This window comes from Leisingera sp. M527, from assembly GCF_025141525.1.
Taxonomy (GTDB): Bacteria; Pseudomonadota; Alphaproteobacteria; order Rhodobacterales; family Rhodobacteraceae; genus Leisingera.
Map to the genome: position 1 here is coordinate 419,719 of NZ_CP081037.1, position 19,273 is coordinate 438,991.

Annotated in this window: 14 protein-coding genes; 4 read left to right on the forward strand and 10 right to left on the reverse strand. The window is 63.6% G+C overall.

Going from position 1 to position 19,273, the window contains the following annotated elements; genetic code table 11:
• Positions 1–13: 13 nt before the first annotated feature.
• From K3555_RS02195 to K3555_RS02215, 5 genes are all read right to left on the reverse strand, one after another.
• Positions 14–2,836 (reverse strand): molybdopterin oxidoreductase family protein, encoded by a 2,823-nt coding sequence (locus tag K3555_RS02195; RefSeq protein WP_260007213.1) that lies wholly within the window; start codon positions 2,834–2,836, stop codon positions 14–16.
• A 96-nt stretch (positions 2,837–2,932) separates the two neighbouring features.
• Positions 2,933–3,967 (reverse strand): phosphate acetyltransferase, encoded by a 1,035-nt coding sequence (gene pta / locus K3555_RS02200; protein ID WP_409201670.1) that lies wholly within the window; start codon positions 3,965–3,967, stop codon positions 2,933–2,935.
• 34 nt (positions 3,968–4,001) lie between these two features.
• A complete protein-coding gene (locus tag K3555_RS02205) occupies positions 4,002–4,748 on the reverse strand; it encodes a sulfite exporter TauE/SafE family protein (protein WP_260007215.1) in 747 nt (248 codons plus the stop codon).
• 5 nt (positions 4,749–4,753) lie between these two features.
• Positions 4,754–6,526, reverse strand: coding sequence for a sulfoacetaldehyde acetyltransferase (xsc, locus tag K3555_RS02210; RefSeq protein ID WP_259994943.1), 1,773 nt, complete (start codon positions 6,524–6,526; stop codon positions 4,754–4,756).
• Positions 6,527–6,786: 260 nt separating this feature from the next.
• Positions 6,787–8,247: a PLP-dependent aminotransferase family protein gene (locus tag K3555_RS02215; RefSeq protein ID WP_259994941.1), complete on the reverse strand. Its 1,461-nt coding sequence runs from the start codon at positions 8,245–8,247 to the stop codon at positions 6,787–6,789.
• A gap of 219 nt (positions 8,248–8,466) precedes the next feature.
• Between K3555_RS02215 and K3555_RS02220 the strand changes: the two genes are divergently transcribed.
• Positions 8,467–9,222, forward strand: coding sequence for an SDR family oxidoreductase (locus K3555_RS02220; RefSeq protein WP_260007216.1), 756 nt, complete (start codon positions 8,467–8,469; stop codon positions 9,220–9,222).
• A gap of 73 nt (positions 9,223–9,295) precedes the next feature.
• Here the strand turns inward: K3555_RS02220 and K3555_RS02225 are convergent, their stop codons facing one another.
• Entirely contained in the window at positions 9,296–10,693 is a 1,398-nt protein-coding gene (locus tag K3555_RS02225) for an aspartate aminotransferase family protein (protein WP_259989655.1), read from the reverse strand.
• 292 nt (positions 10,694–10,985) lie between these two features.
• Between K3555_RS02225 and K3555_RS02230 the strand changes: the two genes are divergently transcribed.
• Both K3555_RS02230 and K3555_RS02235 read left to right on the forward strand, forming a co-directional pair.
• The gene (locus tag K3555_RS02230; RefSeq protein WP_260007217.1) at positions 10,986–11,762 is read left to right on the forward strand and encodes a 3-keto-5-aminohexanoate cleavage protein; all 777 of its coding nucleotides are present in this window, start codon (positions 10,986–10,988) and stop codon (positions 11,760–11,762) included.
• 2 nt (positions 11,763–11,764) lie between these two features.
• On the forward strand, positions 11,765–13,093 hold the full coding sequence (locus K3555_RS02235) for an aspartate aminotransferase family protein (protein ID WP_260007218.1): 1,329 nt from the start codon (positions 11,765–11,767) through the stop codon (positions 13,091–13,093).
• Between the two features lie 53 nt (positions 13,094–13,146).
• Here the strand turns inward: K3555_RS02235 and K3555_RS02240 are convergent, their stop codons facing one another.
• Positions 13,147–13,815, reverse strand: a complete 669-nt coding sequence (locus tag K3555_RS02240; RefSeq protein WP_260007219.1) for a DsbA family oxidoreductase — start codon at positions 13,813–13,815, stop codon at positions 13,147–13,149.
• A 287-nt stretch (positions 13,816–14,102) separates the two neighbouring features.
• Between K3555_RS02240 and K3555_RS02245 the strand changes: the two genes are divergently transcribed.
• Entirely contained in the window at positions 14,103–15,131 is a 1,029-nt protein-coding gene (locus tag K3555_RS02245; RefSeq protein ID WP_259994927.1) for a D-cysteine desulfhydrase family protein, read from the forward strand.
• A gap of 143 nt (positions 15,132–15,274) precedes the next feature.
• On the opposite strand, the gene eda is transcribed toward K3555_RS02245, so the two are convergent.
• The 3 genes from eda to zwf are packed head-to-tail and all read right to left on the reverse strand — an operon-like array spanning position 15,275 to position 19,247.
• Positions 15,275–15,928 carry a bifunctional 4-hydroxy-2-oxoglutarate aldolase/2-dehydro-3-deoxy-phosphogluconate aldolase gene (gene eda, locus K3555_RS02250; RefSeq protein ID WP_260007220.1) on the reverse strand — a complete coding sequence of 218 codons (654 nt, stop codon included), beginning with the start codon at positions 15,926–15,928 and terminating at the stop codon, positions 15,275–15,277.
• A gap of 1 nt (position 15,929) precedes the next feature.
• Complete coding sequence (edd, locus tag K3555_RS02255; protein ID WP_260007221.1) at positions 15,930–17,738, reverse strand: phosphogluconate dehydratase; 1,809 nt, start codon at positions 17,736–17,738, stop codon at positions 15,930–15,932.
• A gap of 48 nt (positions 17,739–17,786) precedes the next feature.
• Positions 17,787–19,247 carry a glucose-6-phosphate dehydrogenase gene (gene zwf / locus K3555_RS02260; RefSeq protein ID WP_260007223.1) on the reverse strand — a complete coding sequence of 487 codons (1,461 nt, stop codon included), beginning with the start codon at positions 19,245–19,247 and terminating at the stop codon, positions 17,787–17,789.
• Between the last annotated feature and the right edge of the window lie 26 nt (positions 19,248–19,273).

Consider the following 19,273-nt stretch of genomic DNA (forward strand, 5'->3'; position numbering starts at 1 on the left):
AAAATTGCGCCCGTCATTTGCCTACTTTCCACTTCAGTTCTTTCGGGCCGGTGCCAACGGGCGACTCCTGAGCAGGGAAGGCCGGCTGGCTTTCCTGCAGGTCAGCCGGGGCGGCGGCCTTTTCGATTTTGACTTTCAGGTCGAACCAGGCCGCCTGGCCGGTGATCGGGTCCGAGTTGGCCCACCGCATGCCGTCGCCCTTGGGCGGCAGCAGCTCGTGGATCAGGTGATTGAGCAGGAAGCCTTTAGTGGCCTCCGGTGCGTCCTCTTCCAGCGCCCAGGCGCCTTTGCGCTTGCCGATGGCGTTCCAGGTCCAAACGGTATTGTCGTTCAAGGCCGCCATCTCCATCACCGGCACGGTGATCGACCCATGCGGCGAGGTGACCTTGGCCCAGTCGCCGTCCTGCAGGCTGTTCTCGCGCATCAGTTTGGTCGGAACATACAGCGGGTTGCGGCCGTGCAGCTGGCGCAGCCAGGCGTTCTGGGTGCCCCAGGAGTGGTACATTGCCATCGGACGCTGGGTCAGCGCGTTGACAGTGAAGCCCTCGTTTCCCTGCTGATCGGTCTCGTACCAGATCGGCAGCGGGTCCATCACGTCCTTGACCCGCTGGCGCAAATGGTCCGGCGGCTGGCGCTCGCCATGGCCTTCGGCGGCGAGCTGGAACTTGCGCATCGGCTCAACGTACAGCTGGAACAGATAGGGTTGCGGGCTGTCATAGATACCCATGTCCACGGCCCAGTCCTGATAGGCCGTGTTCCAGGGTTTGTAATACCCTGCCTCTTCGGGGATGTGGGCCACATGGAAGCCGCCGTTTTCGATGTACTGGTTCAGCTGTTCCGGGTTCACTTCGCCGCGGCCGGTTTTGCTGCCGTCTGTGCCGCGGAAACCGGACAGCGGGCCAATCCCCGGCTTGCGCTCGTGGTTGACGATGTAGTCAGCGTAGTCTTTCCACTTGGCGGTGCGGTCCTCGTTGGTGAAGCCGGGCAGTTTCATCCGGTTGGCCAGTTGGATCAGCACCGTCTGGAAGCCGCGCACGTCGCGATCCGGCTCTATCACTGGCCAGCGGATGGCATCGGCTGCCGCATCCGCCTCGCAGATCGGGCGGTCCAAGAGCGAAATACAGTCGTGGCGCTCCAGATAGGTGGTATCGGGCAGGATCAGGTCGGCAAAACTCACCATTTCGGACGAATAGGCGTCCGAGTAGATGATGTGCGGGATCTTGTAGTCGCCGTTTTCATCCTTGTCGGTGAGCATCTCCATCACACCTTTGGTGTTCATGGAGGAGTTCCACGACATGTTGGCCATATACATGAACAGCGTGTCGATCTTGTAAGGGTCGCCCGCATGCGCGTTGGAGATCACCATGTGCATCAGCCCATGCGCCGACATCGGGTTTTCCCAGGTGAACGCCTTGTCGATCCGCGCCGGGCTGCCGTCTTCCTTCAGCGCCAGATGTTCCGGTCCGCGGACAAAGCCCAAGTGCGGGCCGTCCAGCGGGGTATCGGGGGTTGCCTTGCAATGCGGGGTCGGGTGTGCCTCGACCGGCTTGGGGTAGGGCGGTTTAAAGCGGAAGCCGCCGGGGACCTCAACCGTGCCAAGCAGGATCTGCAGCACATGCAGCGCGCGGCAGGTCTGGAAACCGTTGGCATGGGCCGACACCCCGCGCATCGAGTGCATGGAGACCGGGCGGCCGGTCATCTTGGTGTGTTTTTCACCACGGAAGTCGGTCCATTCCACATCCAGCTCAAACGCCTCGTCAAAGGCGACGCGGGCCAGCTCGCCCGCAATGGCGCGGATGCGCTTGGCCGGGATGCCGCATTTGTCGGCGATGGCTTCGGGGGCGTATTCATCGGCCAGATAGCGCTCGGCCATCTGGTGGAAGACCGGGCGGTGGGTGATGCCGTCTTTTTCATAGACTGCCGACAGATCGGGCCGCACGCCGGGCTGGTCGAACGGGGTCAGCTTACCGGTGGTGCGGTCGATCACCAGCATCTTGCCGTCGTCGTCCCGCAGGAACAGGCCCTTGTCCGGGCCTTCAGATGCATTCACCAGCACCGGCGCGTTGGTGTAGCGGCTGAGATAGTCGAGGTCGATCTTGCCGGCCTTCATCAGCACGTGGATCATCGACAGGATGAACAGCCCGTCGGTGCCCGGCGTGATGCCGACCCATTCGTCTGCAATCGCGTTATAGCCTGAGCGGATCGGATTGACCCCGATCACCCGCGCGCCGCGTTTCTTGATCTTGCCCAGACCCATCTTGATCGGGTTGGAATCGTGGTCCTCGGCCACACCGAACAGCATGAACAGCTTGGTGTGGTCCCAGTCGGGCTGGCCGAACTCCCAGAACGCGCCGCCCATGGTGTAGATGCCGGCGGTCGCCATGTTGACCGAGCAGAAACCGCCGTGCGCCGCATAGTTCGGGGTGCCGAAGCTTTGCGCCCAAAAGCTGGTGAAGCTTTGCGACTGGTCGCGGCCGGTGAAGAACGCCAGCTGCTCGGGCGCCTCGTGGCGGACCGGCTCCAGCCAGCCCACTGCAATCGCCAGCGCCTCGTCCCAGGAGATTTCCTTGTACTGGCCCGAGCCGCGCGGGCCGGTGCGGATCATCGGCGCTTTCAGGCGCGACGGCGCGTTGACCTGCATAATGCCGGCCGACCCTTTGGCGCAGAGCACGCCCTTGTTCACCGGGTGGTCGCGGTTGCCCTCGATATAGGCGACCTTGCCGTCTTTCATATGCACGTTGATGCCGCAACGGCAGGCGCACATGTAGCAGGTGGTCTGCCGGATCTCGTCCGAGACCTTGGGCGACGTGTTCAGGATTGGCTGCTGATGGGTCATGGGCGGGTCCTGTTGGGTGTTTCGGGCGACCGTATGACGGAAAGCCTCAATTTGGGAATAGTGTTCTGCGAGGGTTCGGGTTTTTGGGAGGATGGTTCAAATATCCGGACCCGGGGCGCCTGCGGCCTGCAGGATGGTGACGGCGATAATCTGGGTGACGTCTTCGGCGTTGCAGCCGCGCGACAGGTCGTTGGCGGGTTTTGCCAGCCCCTGCAGAACCGGGCCGATGGCGGAGTAACCGCCCAGCCTCTGGGTGATCTTATAGCCGATGTTGCCGGCATCCAGATTGGGGAAGATCATCACATTGGCCTTGCCCGCAACGCTGGATCCGGGCGATTTGCGTTCCCCGATTGCGGGCACAAAGGCGGCGTCGAACTGCAGTTCGCCATCGGCCTGCAGATCAGGGTGGGCGTCCTGAAACAGGCTCAGCGCCTCGGTCACCTTATCCACCGCCGGATGTTTGGCACTGCCCTTGGTGGAGAAGCTGAGGAAGGCCAGTTTCGGATCCACCCGCAGCAGCGCTTGCGCGGACCGGGCCGAGGCGGCGGCGATCGAGACCATCGCAGCCGGGTTCGGATCTATCACCAGGCCGCAATCAGAGTACAGCATCGCCCGGGCGCCATCGGGGGCGCCTTCGGGCGGGTACATCAGAAAAAAGGAGGAGACCATGCCCGCAACCGGCGCCATGCCGATCACCTGAATGGCACTGCGCACCACGTCGCCGGTGGTGTGGACCGCGCCGCCGACGGTGCCGGTGGCATGGCCCAAACGCACCAGCATGGCGGCATAGACCAGCGGGGTTTCGGCCGCTGCGCGGGCGGCGGCGGCGTCCACGCCCTTGTGCTTGCGCAGGCTGTGGTACTCAGCCGCGAAGGCCTCGGTCAGCCCGGATGTGGCCGGGTCATGAACCGCGACGCCCTTGCTTGCGCTGGCACCTTCGGCTTGCAGGGCGGCGGTGACGTCGGCTTGGGGGCCAATCAGGATCACATCGGCGATACCGGCCTGATGCGCGGCCAGGGCACCCGCCACGACGCGGGGGTCAGTGCCTTCGCTAAGGGCAACAACAGGACGGGCGGCCGGGGCTTCGGCCTGCAGCAGTTTGAGGGGCGAGAGTGTTTTGGTCACGGGCATTGGTCCTGTAGCTGCGGTTCGGGGCGTCGGGCGTTCAGAACGCCAGCCGCGCAATATTGATCAGCGAAAAGGCGGTCAGCATCAGCACCACCGCGCGCCGGAACAGTCTTTGCGAAACCGCATGAAAACCGCGGGAGCCGGCCCAGATGCCAAGCCCCAGAATGGGAAAGGCCAGCAAAATGCCGGTTAGCGTTTCCGGGCCTACCAGCCCGTTTGCGGCCATCACCGGCAGCGCCATCAGGTCGATGCCGGTCAGAAACACGATCATCGTGGCGCGGAACACCGCAGGCGGCACCGGTTGCGCGGTCAGGAAGGCCGCCACCGGCAGGCCGCCGACACCGGCGCTGTTGGCGATGCCTGCGATGGCGCCGGCGCCCGCGGTGCCATTGCGCCCCACCGGGCGTTCCAGCTGCCAGCCGCTTAGCAATACCAGGCTCAGCACCAGGATCAGGCAGGAGATCGCCAGCCTCGCCTCGTACTCGCCCAGCCGGGCCATGATGGCGATGGCGGGAACAGTGGCGACGGCGGCACCGGCCAGCAGGGCAAAGGCGCGGCGCCAGTCGATATGCGGGCGGATGCCGCGTGCCTGAAAAATGGTCATGGCGATTTCGCAGGAAAACACCACCGGGATCAGCGGCAGCGGATTGGTGGTCAGCGCTGCCAGAATGATAAAGATCGCGGAAAACCCGAAGCCGGAAAAGCCGCGGATGACGGCCGCCGCGAGTAACGCGGCGGCCAGATAGGCCCCCTGGCCCATTGAAAGGTCAAAGGGCAGGGGCATCAGGTTCAGACCTGCTGCGGACGCATGTCGTCTTTGCTGATGCCAGCAACGGCGACCGGTTTCTTCATCGCGTCGCGGCGGAACGGCTCACCCAGTTCCTGGTTGATCATCGCTTCGATCAGGGTGGTGATGCCTTTCTTCTGGTCTTCGCAGGCCTGACGCAGGGCGTCGGTCAGCTCGTCCTGGGTGCGGGCAATCACGCCTTTCAGGCCGCAGGCATTGGCGATCCCGGCGTAAGAGACCTGCTGGTCCAGCTCGGTGCCGACAAAGTTGTCGTCGAACCACAGGGTGGAGTTACGCTTTTCCGCGCCCCACTGGTAGTTGCGGAACACAACCTGGGTCACGGCGGGCCATTCCTCGCGGCCGATTGCGGTCAGCTCGGTGACTGCGATGCCAAATGCGCCGTCGCCCGAGAAACCGACAACCGGAACGTCCGGGCAGCCGATTTTCGCACCGACAACCGCCGGCAGGCCGTAACCGCAGGGGCCGAACAGGCCGGGGGCCAGGTATTTGCGGCCGTCTTCAAACGACGGGTAGGCGTTGCCGATGGCGCAGTTGTTGCCGATGTCCGAGGAGATGATCGCGTCTTTCGGCAGGCCGGCCTGGATCGCACGCCATGCGCGGCGCGGGCTGAGCCAGTCGGGCTTGGCATCGCGGGCGCGCTGGTTCCAGGTGGTGCCGGGATCGTCCTGCTCGCTGTCCATCGAGGACAGTTCCTGGGCCCAAGCCGACTTGGTGTGCGAGATCAGCGCCTTGCGCTCATCACGGCCCGCGTCGCCTGCAGTGTCTGCCAGCTGGCCAAGGATGGTGTCTGCAACGGTTTTTGCGTCGCCAACGATGCCCACGGAGACTTTCTTGGTCAGGCCGATGCGGTCCGGGTTGATGTCAACCTGGATGATTTTCGCGTCGGTCGGCCAATAGTCGATGCCATAGCCGGGCAGGGTCGAGAACGGGTTCAGGCGGGTGCCGAGTGCCAGCACCACGTCAGCTTTGGAGATCAGCTCCATGCCGGCCTTGGAGCCGTTATAGCCCAGCGGACCAGCAAACAGCGGGTGCGAGCCAGGGAAGGCGTCGTTGTGCTGGTAGCCAACGCAGACCGGGGCATCCAGACGCTCGGCCAGGGCCATGGACGCGGGGATCGCGCCGCCGATGACAACGCCGGCACCGTTCAGGATGACCGGGAACTTGGCGTTCGACAGCAGCTCAGCCGCCTGGCTCACCGCATCCGCGCCGCCGGAGGGCAGTTCAAAGTCGACGATTGCGGGCAGGTCGATGTCGATCACTTGCGTGAAGTAGTCGCGCGGCACGTTGATCTGGGCCGGCGCCGAGTTGCGCTTGGCCTGCATGATCACGCGGTTCAGGACTTCGGCCATGCGGGAGGGGTCGCGCACTTCTTCCTGGTAGCAGACGCAGTCGGCAAACATGCGCATCTGTTCCATTTCCTGGAAACCGCCCTGACCCATGGTTTTGTTCGCGGCCTGCGGGGTGACCAGCAGCAGCGGGGTGTGGTTCCAGTAGGCGGTTTTCACGGCGGTCACAAAGTTGGTGATGCCGGGGCCGTTCTGGGCAATCATCATCGACATCTTGCCGGTGGCGCGGGTGTAACCGTCCGCCATCATGCCGCCCGAACCTTCGTGGGCGCAATCCCAGAAGGTGATGCCTGCCGGCTCAAAGATATCGGAAATCGGCATCATGGCCGAACCGATGATGCCAAAGGCGTGTTCGATGCCGTGCATTTGCAGGGTTTTGACGAAGGCTTCTTCGGTGGTCATTTTCATGGCGGGTTCTCCTGAGTGAGACGCGGAATTCCCCCGGGCGCAGTGCCGGGAATTGACTCTGGTTTAGGGGGCGGGGGGAGGCCGGGTTAGGGCCAGTTATCAGGCCCGGATAGGTCCAAAACTGGCGTGATGAAAATAGCAAAGGGGGATTTTCATATACGCTTCAGCCGGTCACGCTGTACAGGCGCATGAATGCAGCTGGCGCGGCAAATGATACGTTTGGTATCATTTGCCGCGTCATTCGCTGCGGGCTTCTGGATTCAGCCTTGCTTCAGTGCCTTGGCAATCAATGCCAGGCCAGGCTCGATCCTTGTGACGGGAATCGAAGAATAGCCAAGCCGGTAATAATTCTGCCGTCGGTGCTCGGCATCAAAAAACGGTGCGCCGGGCTCGATGATAACGCTCTTTTCCTTCAGCCGTTCTGCAACAGCGGTGGTATCCACCCCCTCCGGTGCCCGCATCCACAGGGCCGAGCCGCCAAAGCTGCCGACGCCGGCAATGGTGAGGCCGTGCTTGCTGATGGCATCCTCAATCACGGCACGGCGGTCATGCAGTACCTTGGCGGTACGGCGGATCTGGGCGTCGTAGTGGCCCAGCGACAGGAAATAGGCGACGGTGCGCTGCACATGGCCCGGCGGGTGCCGCAGCACGCTGGCGCGCAAGGCCCTGGCCTGGCGGATAAACGGTTCCGAGCCGACCAGATACCCAAGCCGCAGCCCGGGAAACAGCGACTTGGAAAAACTGCCGGCATAGATCACCCGCCCTTCGGTATCGAGAGACTTCAGCGAAGGGGAAGGCGCCCCCAGAAAGGACATCTCGAATTCGTAGTCATCCTCGACGATCACGGCGTCGATTTCGCTGGCCCTCTGCAGCAGCTCCTTGCGCCGTTCCATCGGCATGGTGAAGGTGGTCGGGCTTTGATGGCTTGGGGTGCAAAAGATCACATCGGTGTCTTGCGAAATCTGCTCGGGCGGCATCCCGCCGTCATCGACCGGAATGCAGTCCACCTGGCAGCGGGTCTGCACCACCTGGTCGCGCAGGGTGTAATAGGCCGGATCCTCCACCGCAGCCCGCCGCCTGCGGTTCAACAGCAGCTGGCAGGTGATCCACAGCGCATTCTGGGCGCCCAGGGTGATCAAAACCTCTTCAGGCCGCGCAGTGATCCCACGCCGCGGCAGCGTGTGGCGGGCGATGTATTCGATCAGCAGCGGATCGTCCTGGTCAAAATAATCATTTGCCAGCGCGGCAAAATCTTTCTGCCCCAGCGCCCGCAGCGCGCACAGCCGCCAGTTGGCATGGTCGAACAGCGAGGCATCGGCTTGCCCGTAGATGAACGGATAGCGGTACTCGCGCCAGTTCTGGGGTTTGCGCGGGGTGTCGCCGCCGGTAAAGCTGCGCGCCAGCACCTTGCCCCAATCCATCGCATCGCCGGACTTCTGCTGCGGCGTGTAGGAGGGCGGCACCGGCGCATTGTCGGAAACAAAATAACCCGACCGCCCGCGCGAGGTAAGGTAATCATTGGCCAAAAGCTCGGTATAGGCCAGCGTCACGGTGATCCGGCTGATCCCCAGATGCGCCGCCAGTTTGCGAGAGGACGGCAGTTTTTCCCCGACCCGGAACCGGCCGGACAGAATGCCCTCGGCAATCATTTCCTGGATCTGCGCTTGCAGAGTGCCCTGGGCGTCAGGGTTGAGGAAAAAGGTATCGACGGAAATGCCCATGCGCGCCACCTTAGGGTGGACTTAAACGCGGCGCAATCTGGACTTAGGGCCAGTTTCAGGAAATCTGCGGCTTGCTTTGGTTCGGCAGCCAATCCAGCCGCATCTGACCCGTTTCTTGCGGTTGCGGGGCTTTCCCACGGTGTAAGCGCAAGAAACGGGTCGAGCGCAGCTGGGTGGGGCGCTTAGGTCAAAGCCTGCTAACCAATGGAGGCTTTGACGATGGAACTGAAAAACAAGACACTCATCATTACCGGCGCCAGCAGCGGCATTGGCGCCGCCGCGGCACTGCTGTTTGCAGCAGAAGGGGCCAATGTCGTGCTGGGAGCCCGGCGGCAGTCCGAACTGCGGACCCTTGCCGGGCAGATCAACCAAAGCGGCGGCAAGGCGGCCTGTCTTGCCGGCAATGTCACCAGCGAAGCCTATTCGGCAAACCTGGTGGCTCTTGCCGTGGAAGAATTCGGCGGGCTGGACGGGGCTTTCAACAATGCGGGCATGATGGGCGATGTGGGACCGGTGGAGCATATGGACGCCGCCAATTGGAACGCGGTAATCGCAGCCAATCTGACAGGGGCGTTTTATTCGGCCAAGGCGCAGATCCCGGCGCTGAGGGCGCGGGGCAGCGGGTCGATTGTCTTTACCGGATCCTTTGTCGGCGTCAGCAACGGCGGCATGCCGGGCATGGGGGCCTATGCCGCGTCCAAGGCCGGGCTGGTGGGACTGGTCCAGTCGCTGGCCTCTGATCATGCGGCGGAAGGCATCCGGGTGAATGCCCTGCTGCCGGGCGGCACCAAGACTGCGATGGCCGGCGACGATCCGGAGACGCACAGCTTTATCGCCGGGCTGCACCCGATGAAGCGGATGGCCGCCCCGTCCGAAATTGCCCAGGCCGCGGTGTTCCTGTTGTCGGACCGGTCCAGTTTTGTGACTGGAACGCCAATGGCCGTGGATGGCGGGGTTGCCGTGCGGCTGGTCTAGGCGCCAGCACTTAAAACGAAAAAGCGCCCCGGAAATTCCGGGGCGCAGTTTGATCGTCCAACAGGGAGAGATGTCAGCCGAATACTTTGGTCAAAGCCTTGTCGACCGCATCGCAGATCTGGTCGATGTCGTCTGCGGTGGCGATCAGCGCCGGGCTGAAGCACAGGGTGTTGTTGCGGCCCGGCAGCGAGCGGTTGGTGACACCGATGATCACGCCCTGCGCGCCGCATTCCGCAACAACCTGCTGGGCCAGTTTCTCGTCCACCGGCTCCTTGGTTTCGCGGTCGGCAACCAGCTCGGCGCCCAGGAACAGGCCCTTGCCGCGCACATCGCCGATAACTGCGTGTTTTTCCATCAGTGCGCGCAGATTGCCCAGCATCCGCTCGCCCATGGCATTGCAGTTGTCCAACAGGTTTTCGTCTTCGATGATTTTCATGTTTTCCAGCGCTGCGGCGGGACCGGCGGTGCAGCCGCCAAAGGTCGAGATGTCGCGGAAATAACCCATCGGATCCGAGGCATCTTCCTTGAACATGTTGAACACTTCCTCGGTGGTCACCATGCAGGCAATCGCCGCATAGCCCGAAGCCACGCCTTTGGCCATGGTCACGAAGTCCGGCTTGATACCGTACTGCTGGTAGCCGAACCATTTGCCGGTCCGGCCGACGCCGCAGACCACTTCGTCGATGTGCAGCAGCACGTCGTGCTTCTTGCAGATCTCCTGCACGCGCTCCCAGTAACCTTCGGGCGCCTCGATGACACCGCCGCCTGCGGTCACCGGCTCCAGGCACAGGGCGCCAACGGTTTCCGGGCCTTCGCGCAGGATCACTTCCTCAATCGCGTCTGCCGCGGCAATGCCGAACTCGCGGCCCGAAAGGTGCTCAAGCCCCAGTTCATGCTTGCGGTATTCCATGCAGTGCGGCACGCGGACAAAGTCCGGCGCAAAGGGCCCGTACTGCGCATTGCGCTCGTCCTGGCCGCCCGCCGACATGGTCGCCAGGGTGGAGCCGTGATAGTCGCGGTCGCGGTACAGGATCTTGGTTTTCTTGCCGCCGTATTTCTTGTGGGCGATCTGGCGGATCATCTTAAAGGCCTTCTCGTTGGCCTCGGATCCGGAGTTGGTGTAGTAGACGCGGGTCATGCCCGGCATCTTCTCGATCAGCTTTTCGGCAAACAGCGCGCCCGGGATTGAACCGGCCGAGTTGGCGAAATAGCAGATCTTCATCATCTGTTCGTAGACGGCCTTGCAGACGCTTTCGCGGCCATAGCCGACGTTGACGGTCCAGACACCGCCAGACACCGCATCCAGGAACTCCTTGCCGTTCTGATCCCAGACGCGCATGCCCTTGCCCTCGACAATGATGCGCGGGTCAGTGGTTTCCAGCGCCTTGTGCTGGAACAGGTGATGCCACATGTGGGCCTTGTCGGCCTCGACCACACGGGAGAGATCGTTTTCGTTGAACGTGCCGTCCATGACATGTCCTTTCGGCGTTAGAAGTGAATCAGGCTGCCCGGAACCCTACAGGGCTTCAGAGGCGTATTATGTACCAGAAACGTCAGATTCCGGGAATTCGTTAGGGCCAGAGCATGTGCTTGCTTAGGTCCAGAGACGTCCGGTTCAGCGAATTAGGGCGCGGCGCCGGCTGCGGATTGCCCTGGAACAAATGTTCTGAAGTTACCGGCTTGAGAGCGGATGTCCCAAAGGGGCAAGCTGCAGGCATCCTGGGCGCGAGTCGCGGCTGGGCGGACCGCAAAGGAGGTAACCGGTGGCGGAATACAGATTGATGGTGGCCCCGAACGGGGCCCGCCGCGGGCGCGGCGATCATCCTGAATTGCCGGTGACACCGCAGCAGACGGCAGCGGCGGCTGCAGCCTGTTATGCGGCCGGCGTCCAGGCCCTGCATCTGCATGTGCGCGACGATGCGGGGCGTCATTCGCTGGATGCGGGCCGTTACCGCGAAGCCCTTGATGCGGTGCGGGAAAGCGCGCCGGGGATGGCGGTGCAGATCACCACCGAAAGCGCCGGTGTCTATGACACTTCTGCCCAGTTTACTTGCCTGGAGGCGTTGCGCCCTGCCGCGGCTTCGGTTTCCGTCCGGGAAATGGCACGGGACACCAGCATCGCTACGCGGGCCTATGCGCTGTGCGCAGAGGCGGGGACGCGGGTGCAGCACATCCTGTATGGTCCGGACTGCATCGCTCAGCTGCACGTATGGTATCAGGACGGCACCGTGCCCGGTGCGATGCGCGATGCGATCTTTGTTCTGGGCAAATACACCCCGCCGGTGCTGGCGCACCCTGACGGGCTTGCGGCCTTTCGTGACGCAGCGGCGGATCTGCGTCTCAACTGGACTGTCTGCGCCTTTGGCCGCCACGAGCACGCCTGCCTGCTGGCCGCCATCGCCGCAGGCGGGGATGCGCGAATCGGATTTGAGAATAACATCGAAACACCGGAAGGCGGGCTGCTGGCCGACAATGCAGCCTCGGTTGCCGCCTTCGTCCAGGCCGCGCGGGATGCGGGCCATCGCCTTAAGGAGTGCTGATCATGTCTCACGTCTTTCCCCGCCACACGAAAGCCGCGCTGCCCACCGCCGTGTCCGGCGAGGGCTGCTATCTGATCGATGCAGACGGCAAGCGCTTTTTCGACGGCTCCGGCGGTGCCGCGGTGTCCTGCCTCGGCCATTCCGACGCCGATGTGATCAAAGCGGTACAGGATCAGGTCGGCAAGCTGGCCTTTGCCCATACCGGCTTCCTCACCTCGGACCCTGCCGAGGAACTGGCGGATCTGCTGGTGGCCCACGCGCCGGGTGATATTGACCGGGTGTATTTTGTTTCCGGCGGTTCCGAGGCGACTGAGGCGGCGATCAAACTGGCCCGCCAGTACCACCTGGAACGCGGCGAACCGCAGCGCTGCCGCATCATCGCCCGCAAGCAAAGCTACCACGGCAACACCCTTGGGGCGCTGGCCGCAGGCGGCAATGAATGGCGCCGCACCCAATTCGCACCGCTGCTGATCGACATCTCGCATATCTCGGCCTGTTACGAATATGTTGGCAGGGCTGAGGGAGAGAGCAGTTTTGACTATGGCCAGCGGGTGGCAAATGAGCTGGAGGCGGAAATCCTCCGCCTTGGCCCTGAGACCGTAATGGCCTTCATGGCGGAACCGGTGGTCGGTGCCACCTCAGGTGCGGTGCCTGCGGTTACGGGTTATTTCAAACGTATCCGCGAGATCTGCGACAAGTACGGCGTGCTATTGATCCTGGACGAGGTCATGTGCGGCATGGGCCGTACCGGCCATCTATTTGCCTGCGAGGCCGACGGCGTGGCGCCGGATATCCTGTGCATCGCCAAGGGGCTGGGCGCCGGTTATCAGCCGATTGGTGCGATGCTTTGCACCCGGCAGATTTATGAGGCGATTGAGCACGGATCCGGTTTTTTCCAGCACGGCCACACCTATATCGGCCACCCGGTGGCCACCGCTGCGGGGCTTGCCGTGGTCAAGGCGATGCTGGAGCGCGGGCTGGTGCAGCGCTGCGCCGAAATGGGTGCAAAGCTGCAGGCAGCACTAGAGGACCGTTTCGGCCAGCACCCCAACGTCGGCGATATCCGCGGCCGCGGATTGTTCCGCGGGGTCGAGCTGGTGGCCGACCGCGAAACCAAGGAACCTTTCGATCCGGCGCTGGGTCTGGCCAAGAGCATCAAGAAGGCAGCGTTTCAGGCCGGTCTGATCTGCTATCCGATGTCCGGCACCCGCGACGGTCAGAACGGCGACCACATCCTGCTGGCCCCGCCGTTTATCATCACCGAGGAACAGATCGCAGAAGTGGTGGATAAGCTGGAGGCCGCAATCACCCAGTGCCTGCCGCAAGCTTAAGCTGTTCGAAGAAAAACTAACCGCCCGTCCGCCCCCATGAGCGGGCGCCGCCCTCAGCGCATTTTGCTCCCGGTGTCGCCTAGCTGCTCCAGAATACTGGCGTAGTTCTCGACCCCTTGCGCGCCGGTCACCAGATGGCGGCCATCGAACACCATCGCTGGCACGCCGCGGATGCCCTGGTTTACCCAGAACGCTGCGCGCTGGCGCACGCTGTCGGCATGTTTGCCGCTGTCCAGCGCAGCACGGGCTTCTGAGCCGTCCAGGCCTAGGTTCCCGGCAGCCAGCGTCAGAACCTCCGGATCCGAGACATCTTTGCCATCAGTGAAATATGCCCCAAGAAGCGCCTGTTTCATCTCATGGCCCTTGCCGCGTTCCTCTGCCCATTCGATCAGCTGATGCGCCTGGAACGTGTTGTATATCCGCATCCCGTCAAAGAAGTGGAAGGTGAAGCCCAAGGCCTCCCCCAGTTCTGTCAGTTGCGCCCGCACCTGCGCCGATTGTTCCGCCGTGCTGCCGTATTTCGCGGCCAGATGCTCACGCAGGTCCTCGCCTTCCGGCGCCATGTCCGGGTTCAATTCAAACGGCTGCCAGTGGATGTCGAGAACCGCTCCGGCGCGGCGGGCGGCAAAGGCCAGCTGGTTGTACCCCACCGCGCACCACGGGCAAACCACGTCCGAGATGATATCCACCCGGAGGGCGGGGCGGGCTTCGGAAGTTTCCATGGCGCGGGTCCTTTGATTTTCAACGTGTTGCAGGGGAGATGGGGGCGGCGTGCCTGGAAAGCAACCTGCGCGCGGCGCCCGATCTGTGCAGAGCAGACCTGGTTACGGGCTCGCCGCGAAAGGATCAGCGGACTGGAGCGGTTTGGGCGTGCCGGTATCTTTGCCGGCGGCGGCCTCGCCCGGGCCGCGATTGCGCCGGCTTGCCAGGATTGCAAATTGCGTACAGCCTGAGTTTGGGCCTGACTGCAAGCCGCCCGCTTTGCCCGGCCCCGTCAAAGGAGACTGCCATGCCCCGGACCGACACGCTCCTCTCTGCCTTCCCGCGTGCAATTCTGCTGGGAGGCCCGACACCTCTGGAACGTCTCGACCGGCTGTCCGCAGAGCTGGATATCGACCTGTGGATCAAGCGCGACGACCTGACCGGTCTCAGCTTCGGCGGCAACAAGACCCGCCAGTTGGAGTTTTACATCGGTGCGGCGCGCGCGGCTGCAGCCGACACCATCCTGATCACCGGCGCGGTGCAATCGAATTTTGCCCGCACTGCCGCCGCCGCGGCTGCGAAATACGGCATGCAAGCGGTGCTGCAGCGAGAGGAGCGGGTGCCGGATATGGATCCGCTCTACCATAGTTCAGGCAATATCTTCCTGTCGGACATCCTTGGCGCCGGAGTTATGAGCTATCCGGAGGGCGAGGATGAAGCCGGCGCAGATACCGCCCTGGAAGCCCGCGCCGAAGACTTGCGCGCCGAGGGCCGCAGCCCTTACATCATCCCGCTTGGCCTTGGCCATCCGCCGCTTGGCGCGCTGGGCTATGTGCAGGGCGGGGCGGAACTGGCAGCGCAGATTGGCGGTTTTGATGCCGCCGTGGTGCCGTCGGGCAGCGGAGCGACCCACGCCGGGTTTTTGACCGGAGTGCGTCTTGCGGGCATCACCGCGCCGGTCTTTGGCATCTGCGTGCGCCGTGACGCTGCGCTGCAGAAAGCGCGGTTGGAGGCCGTGGCGGATGCGCTGGCCGATCTGATGGGCATTCCGCGTCCCTTTGGCCGCGATGATATTCTCACTTGGGACGGTGCGCTTGCCCCGGGCTATGGCCGCGCTGGCCCCGCCACCTGCGCTGCGCTGCAGCGCATGGCAAGGTCAGAGGGGATCCTGCTGGATCCGGTTTATTCTGCCAAGACATTCGCCGGGCTGCTTGGCCTCTTGGAGGAGGGCAGCATCCGCAAGGGCCAGAAGGTGCTGCTGCTGCACACCGGCGGGCTGCCGGCGCTGTTTGCCTATCAAAACGACCTTGGATTTGGTGGCGCGCAGGCATCATGACCGGTTGCCAACGGATATCGTGCAGGCCCTGGGCTGATCTTTTGCACCGCTGTCCCCGCGGGGACACGGCGGAATGACTACGGGCCGTGAAACGGCCGCCGGTCATGGCAGGAGCAGAGCTGACCGGTGGATTTTGCGGTAACCTAACTCTTGCCGAGCTGGCTTGCGTCCCGCGCGATTGCTTCGATTGCGGCCCAGTTGCCAGCCTTGACCAGATCGGCAGGCGCCACCCAGCTGCCGCCGGCGCAAACCACGTTGGGCAGGCTCAGATAGGTTTCCGCATTGGCGGGGCTGATGCCGCCGGTGGGGCAGAAGGAGATCTGCGGCAAGGGCGCGCCGATCGCTTTCAGCGCGGGCGCACCGCCTGAGGCTTCAGCCGGGAAAAACTTCAGCATCCCATAACCGCGCGCCAGCAGCCGCATCGCCTCGGTTGCTGTCGCGGCACCGGGTAACAGCGGCAAGCCGATGGTTTCACAGGCGTCCAGCAGCGCATCCGTCGCACCTGGGGAGACACCGAACTGCGCGCCGGCCTCCTTGGCGGCTTCGGCGTCTTCGGGGGTAATCAGCGTGCCGGCCCCGACCACACCGCCCTTCACCTGTGCCATCTCGCGGATCACGTCCAGCGCGGCACCTGTGCGCAGGGTGACCTCAAGCGCTGGCAGGCCGCCTGCCACCAGCGCTTCGGCCAAGGGGCGGGCATGGGCCGCATCCTCCACCACCAGCACCGGCATCACCGGGGCCAGGGTGCAGATCCCGCATGTGCGCAGGCTGGCGTCCTGAGGGGTTATCCGCGTCATACTAAACTCCAAAAACGCTGGCGCCTTCGTCGGCCGAAGCGACCGAGCGGCGGAACAGGGAAAACAGCTCACGGCCCGTGCCGTGCTGATAGGCGCTGAGGTCGGCAGTGGCGGTATCGCGCTCCAGCACCCCTTCGGTGAGGACTTCCATCGTGCCGCGCACCGCATCCAGCCGCAGCATGTCGCCGTCCTGGAGTTTGGCAATCGGGCCGCCATCCAGCGCTTCGGGCACCACATGGATCGCGGCGGGGATCTTGCCGGAGGCCCCGGACATCCGCCCGTCGGTGACCAGTGCCACCTTCTGCCCCTTGCCCTGCATGATGCCCAGCATCGGGGTCAGGCTGTGCAATTCCGGCATGCCGTTGGCCTTGGGGCCTTGGAAGCGCACCACAACAATCACGTCGCCGGTCAGCTCGCCTGCCTTGAAGGCGGCCTTGGCTTCTTCCTGGTCATGAAAGACGCGGGCGGGGGCCTCGATCACCTGATGTTCCTTGGCCACTGCCGAGACCTTGATCACCGACGTGCCCAGGTTTCCGGTCAGCCGCTTCAGCCCGCCGGTTGCCTGGAACGGTGCGTCTGCCGGGCGCAGCACCGCGTCGTTCAGGCTTTGCTCCGGACCGGGGCGGAAGGTGAGGCCGTCTTCCGACAGGAACGGCTCCATCACGTAGTTCTCCAACCCGTCGCCCGCCACGGTTTTGGTGTCGGGGTGCAGGCAGCCGGACTTGAGCAGTTCGCCGATCATGTAGCCCAGACCGCCGGCCGCGTGGAAATGGTTCACGTCGGCAAGGCCGTTGGGATAGACCTTTGCCAAAAGCGGTACAGCTTCGGACAGATCTGCAAAATCCTGCCAGTCCAGCAGGATGCCGCCCGCACGGGCCATTGCGATCAGGTGGATCAGCAGGTTGGTGGAACCGCCGGTGGCCATCAGCCCGACAATGCCGTTTGCATAGGCTTTCTCGTCCAGCACGTGGCAGGCCGGGGTGTAGTTGTTTCCCAATGCACTGAGCGACAACGCGCGTTTGGCGCCCTCAACCGTCAGCGCCTCGCGCAGCGGCGTTCCGGGGGTGACAAAAGAGGAGCCGGGCAGGTGCAGGCCCATAAACTCCATCAGCATCTGATTGGTGTTGGCGGTGCCGTAGAAGGTGCAGGTGCCGGGGCCGTGATAGGCGGCCATCTCGGCCTTCAGAAGGTCTTCGCGGGTGATCTCCCCGGATGCGAACTTCTGCCGGATCTTGGCTTTTTCATCGTTCGCCAGACCGCTGGTCATCGGACCTGCCGGCAGGAAAACCGCCGGGATGTGGCCGAACGCCTGCGCGCCGATCACCAGCCCCGGTACGATCTTGTCGCAGACACCAAGAAAGACCGCGGCGTCGAATACATTATGGCTGAGCGCTATACCTGCTGCCATGGCAATGGTGTCGCGGGAAAACAGGCTCAGCTCCATGCCGGCCTCGCCTTGGGTGACGCCGTCGCACATGGCAGGCACCCCGCCTGCCACCTGGGCGGTGCCGCCGGCCCGGCGCACAGCGTCGCGGATCAGGGCCGGGTAGGTTTCAAACGGCTGATGCGCCGACAGCATGTCATTATAGGCGGTGACAATTCCCAGATGACCCTTGGCGCCCTGGGCCAGTGTCTGCTGGTCCGCCCCGGTGGCGGCATAGGCATGGGCCTGGCCGGAGCAGGACAGATGCGCCCGCGCAGGTCCCTTGCCGCGGGCAGCAGCCATCCGCTCCAGATAGGCCGAGCGGGTGGCCTCGCTGCGGGCGATGATACGGTCGGTGACGGCGGCCAGGGTGGGGTTCAGGGTCATGGGGTGCCTTTGTAGCAAACTGCGGGGGCAAAGGGGAGGGCAGTCATCTCAGGTTCCGATACTGCGCCAGCGGCGGCCGTCGCGGTGGATCAGCAGCAATGAGTCATCAGGTCCCGTGCTGCCGCTGTCATAGGGCTGCGGCGCTTCGCCCGCGTCCTCCCAGCCGGCGATGATCGGGTCGGCCCAGGCCCAGGCGGCCTCAACCTCGTCACCGCGCATGAACAGGGTCTGGTTGCCGCGGATCACATCCATGATCAGCCGCTCATAGGCGTCCTGCGGGCGGCCCGATTCAGGCAGCTCATCCGCAAATGTCATGTCCAGATTGGCCCCCGTCAGGCGCATGCCGCCCGGGCCGGGGTCCTTGATTGTGGTTTTCAGGGTGATGCCTTCATCCGGTTGCAGACGGATCACCAGCACATTGCCATGCACGGTGCCGGACCCTTCGAAGATGTTGTGCGGCGGGTCGCGGAAATAGACGGCGATCTCGCTCACCCGCTCGCGCAGGCATTTGCCGGTGCGCAGATAGAAGGGGATCCCGGCCCATCGCCAGTTCGCCACTTCAACCTTCAGCGCGATATAGCTTTCAGTGCGGCTGGATGGGTTGGCAGCGTGGTCACGGTAGCTGTCACTGGATTTACCGCCGTTCCGGCTCCGGTATTGGCCGCGGGCGATGCTGGATTGGGGCACCGGGCGCAGCGCCTCGATCACTTTGACCTTTTCATCGCGCACGGCGTTTGAGGTGAATTGCGCGGGCGGCTCCATCGCAGTGAGGCACAAGAGCTGCATCAGGTGGTTCTGCACCATGTCCCGCATGGCGCCGGATTTATCGTAGTATTCCCCGCGCCCTTCAACGTCGATGCTCTCGGCCACGGTGATCTGCACATGGTCGATGTGCGAGGAGTTCCACAAGGGTTCAAACAACGAGTTGGCAAAGCGCAGCGCCATCAGGTTCTGCACGGTTTCCTTGCCCAGGTAATGGTCGATCCGGTAGATCTGCCGTTCTTCGAAATGGGCCCGCAGCGCGGTGTTCAGTGCTTGGGCCGAAGCCAGATCATGGCCAAAGGGTTTTTCCAGCACGATGCGGCTGTCCGGTGTGGCAATCCCTGTCTCGCTGAGGCGGCGGGCAATGTCGGTGAACAGCGACGGGCCGACCGACAGGTAGAAAGCGCGCACCGCATCGTCGCGCAGTTTCCCGTGAATCACATCCCAGCCGGCATCACCGCGTGCATCCACCGCGACATAGTCCAGAAGGGCGGTGAAAGCGGCGATTTCCGCAGGCGTGGTTTCCACATCCTGTCCGAAATCGCGGATCGCATCGGCGGTCTGCGCGCGGAACTCCTCGGCTGTCAGGGCGCTGCGCGAGCTGCCGATGATGCGGCAGGCATCGCAGAACTGGCCGATCTGGAACCGGTGGAACAGGGCCGGCAGGATCTTGCGGCGGGCCAGGTCGCCGGTCGCGCCAAACAGCACGAGGTCAAAGGGTTCAACGGGGATGACGCGGGAAACCATTGATTTTACATCGCTGTTCTACAGAG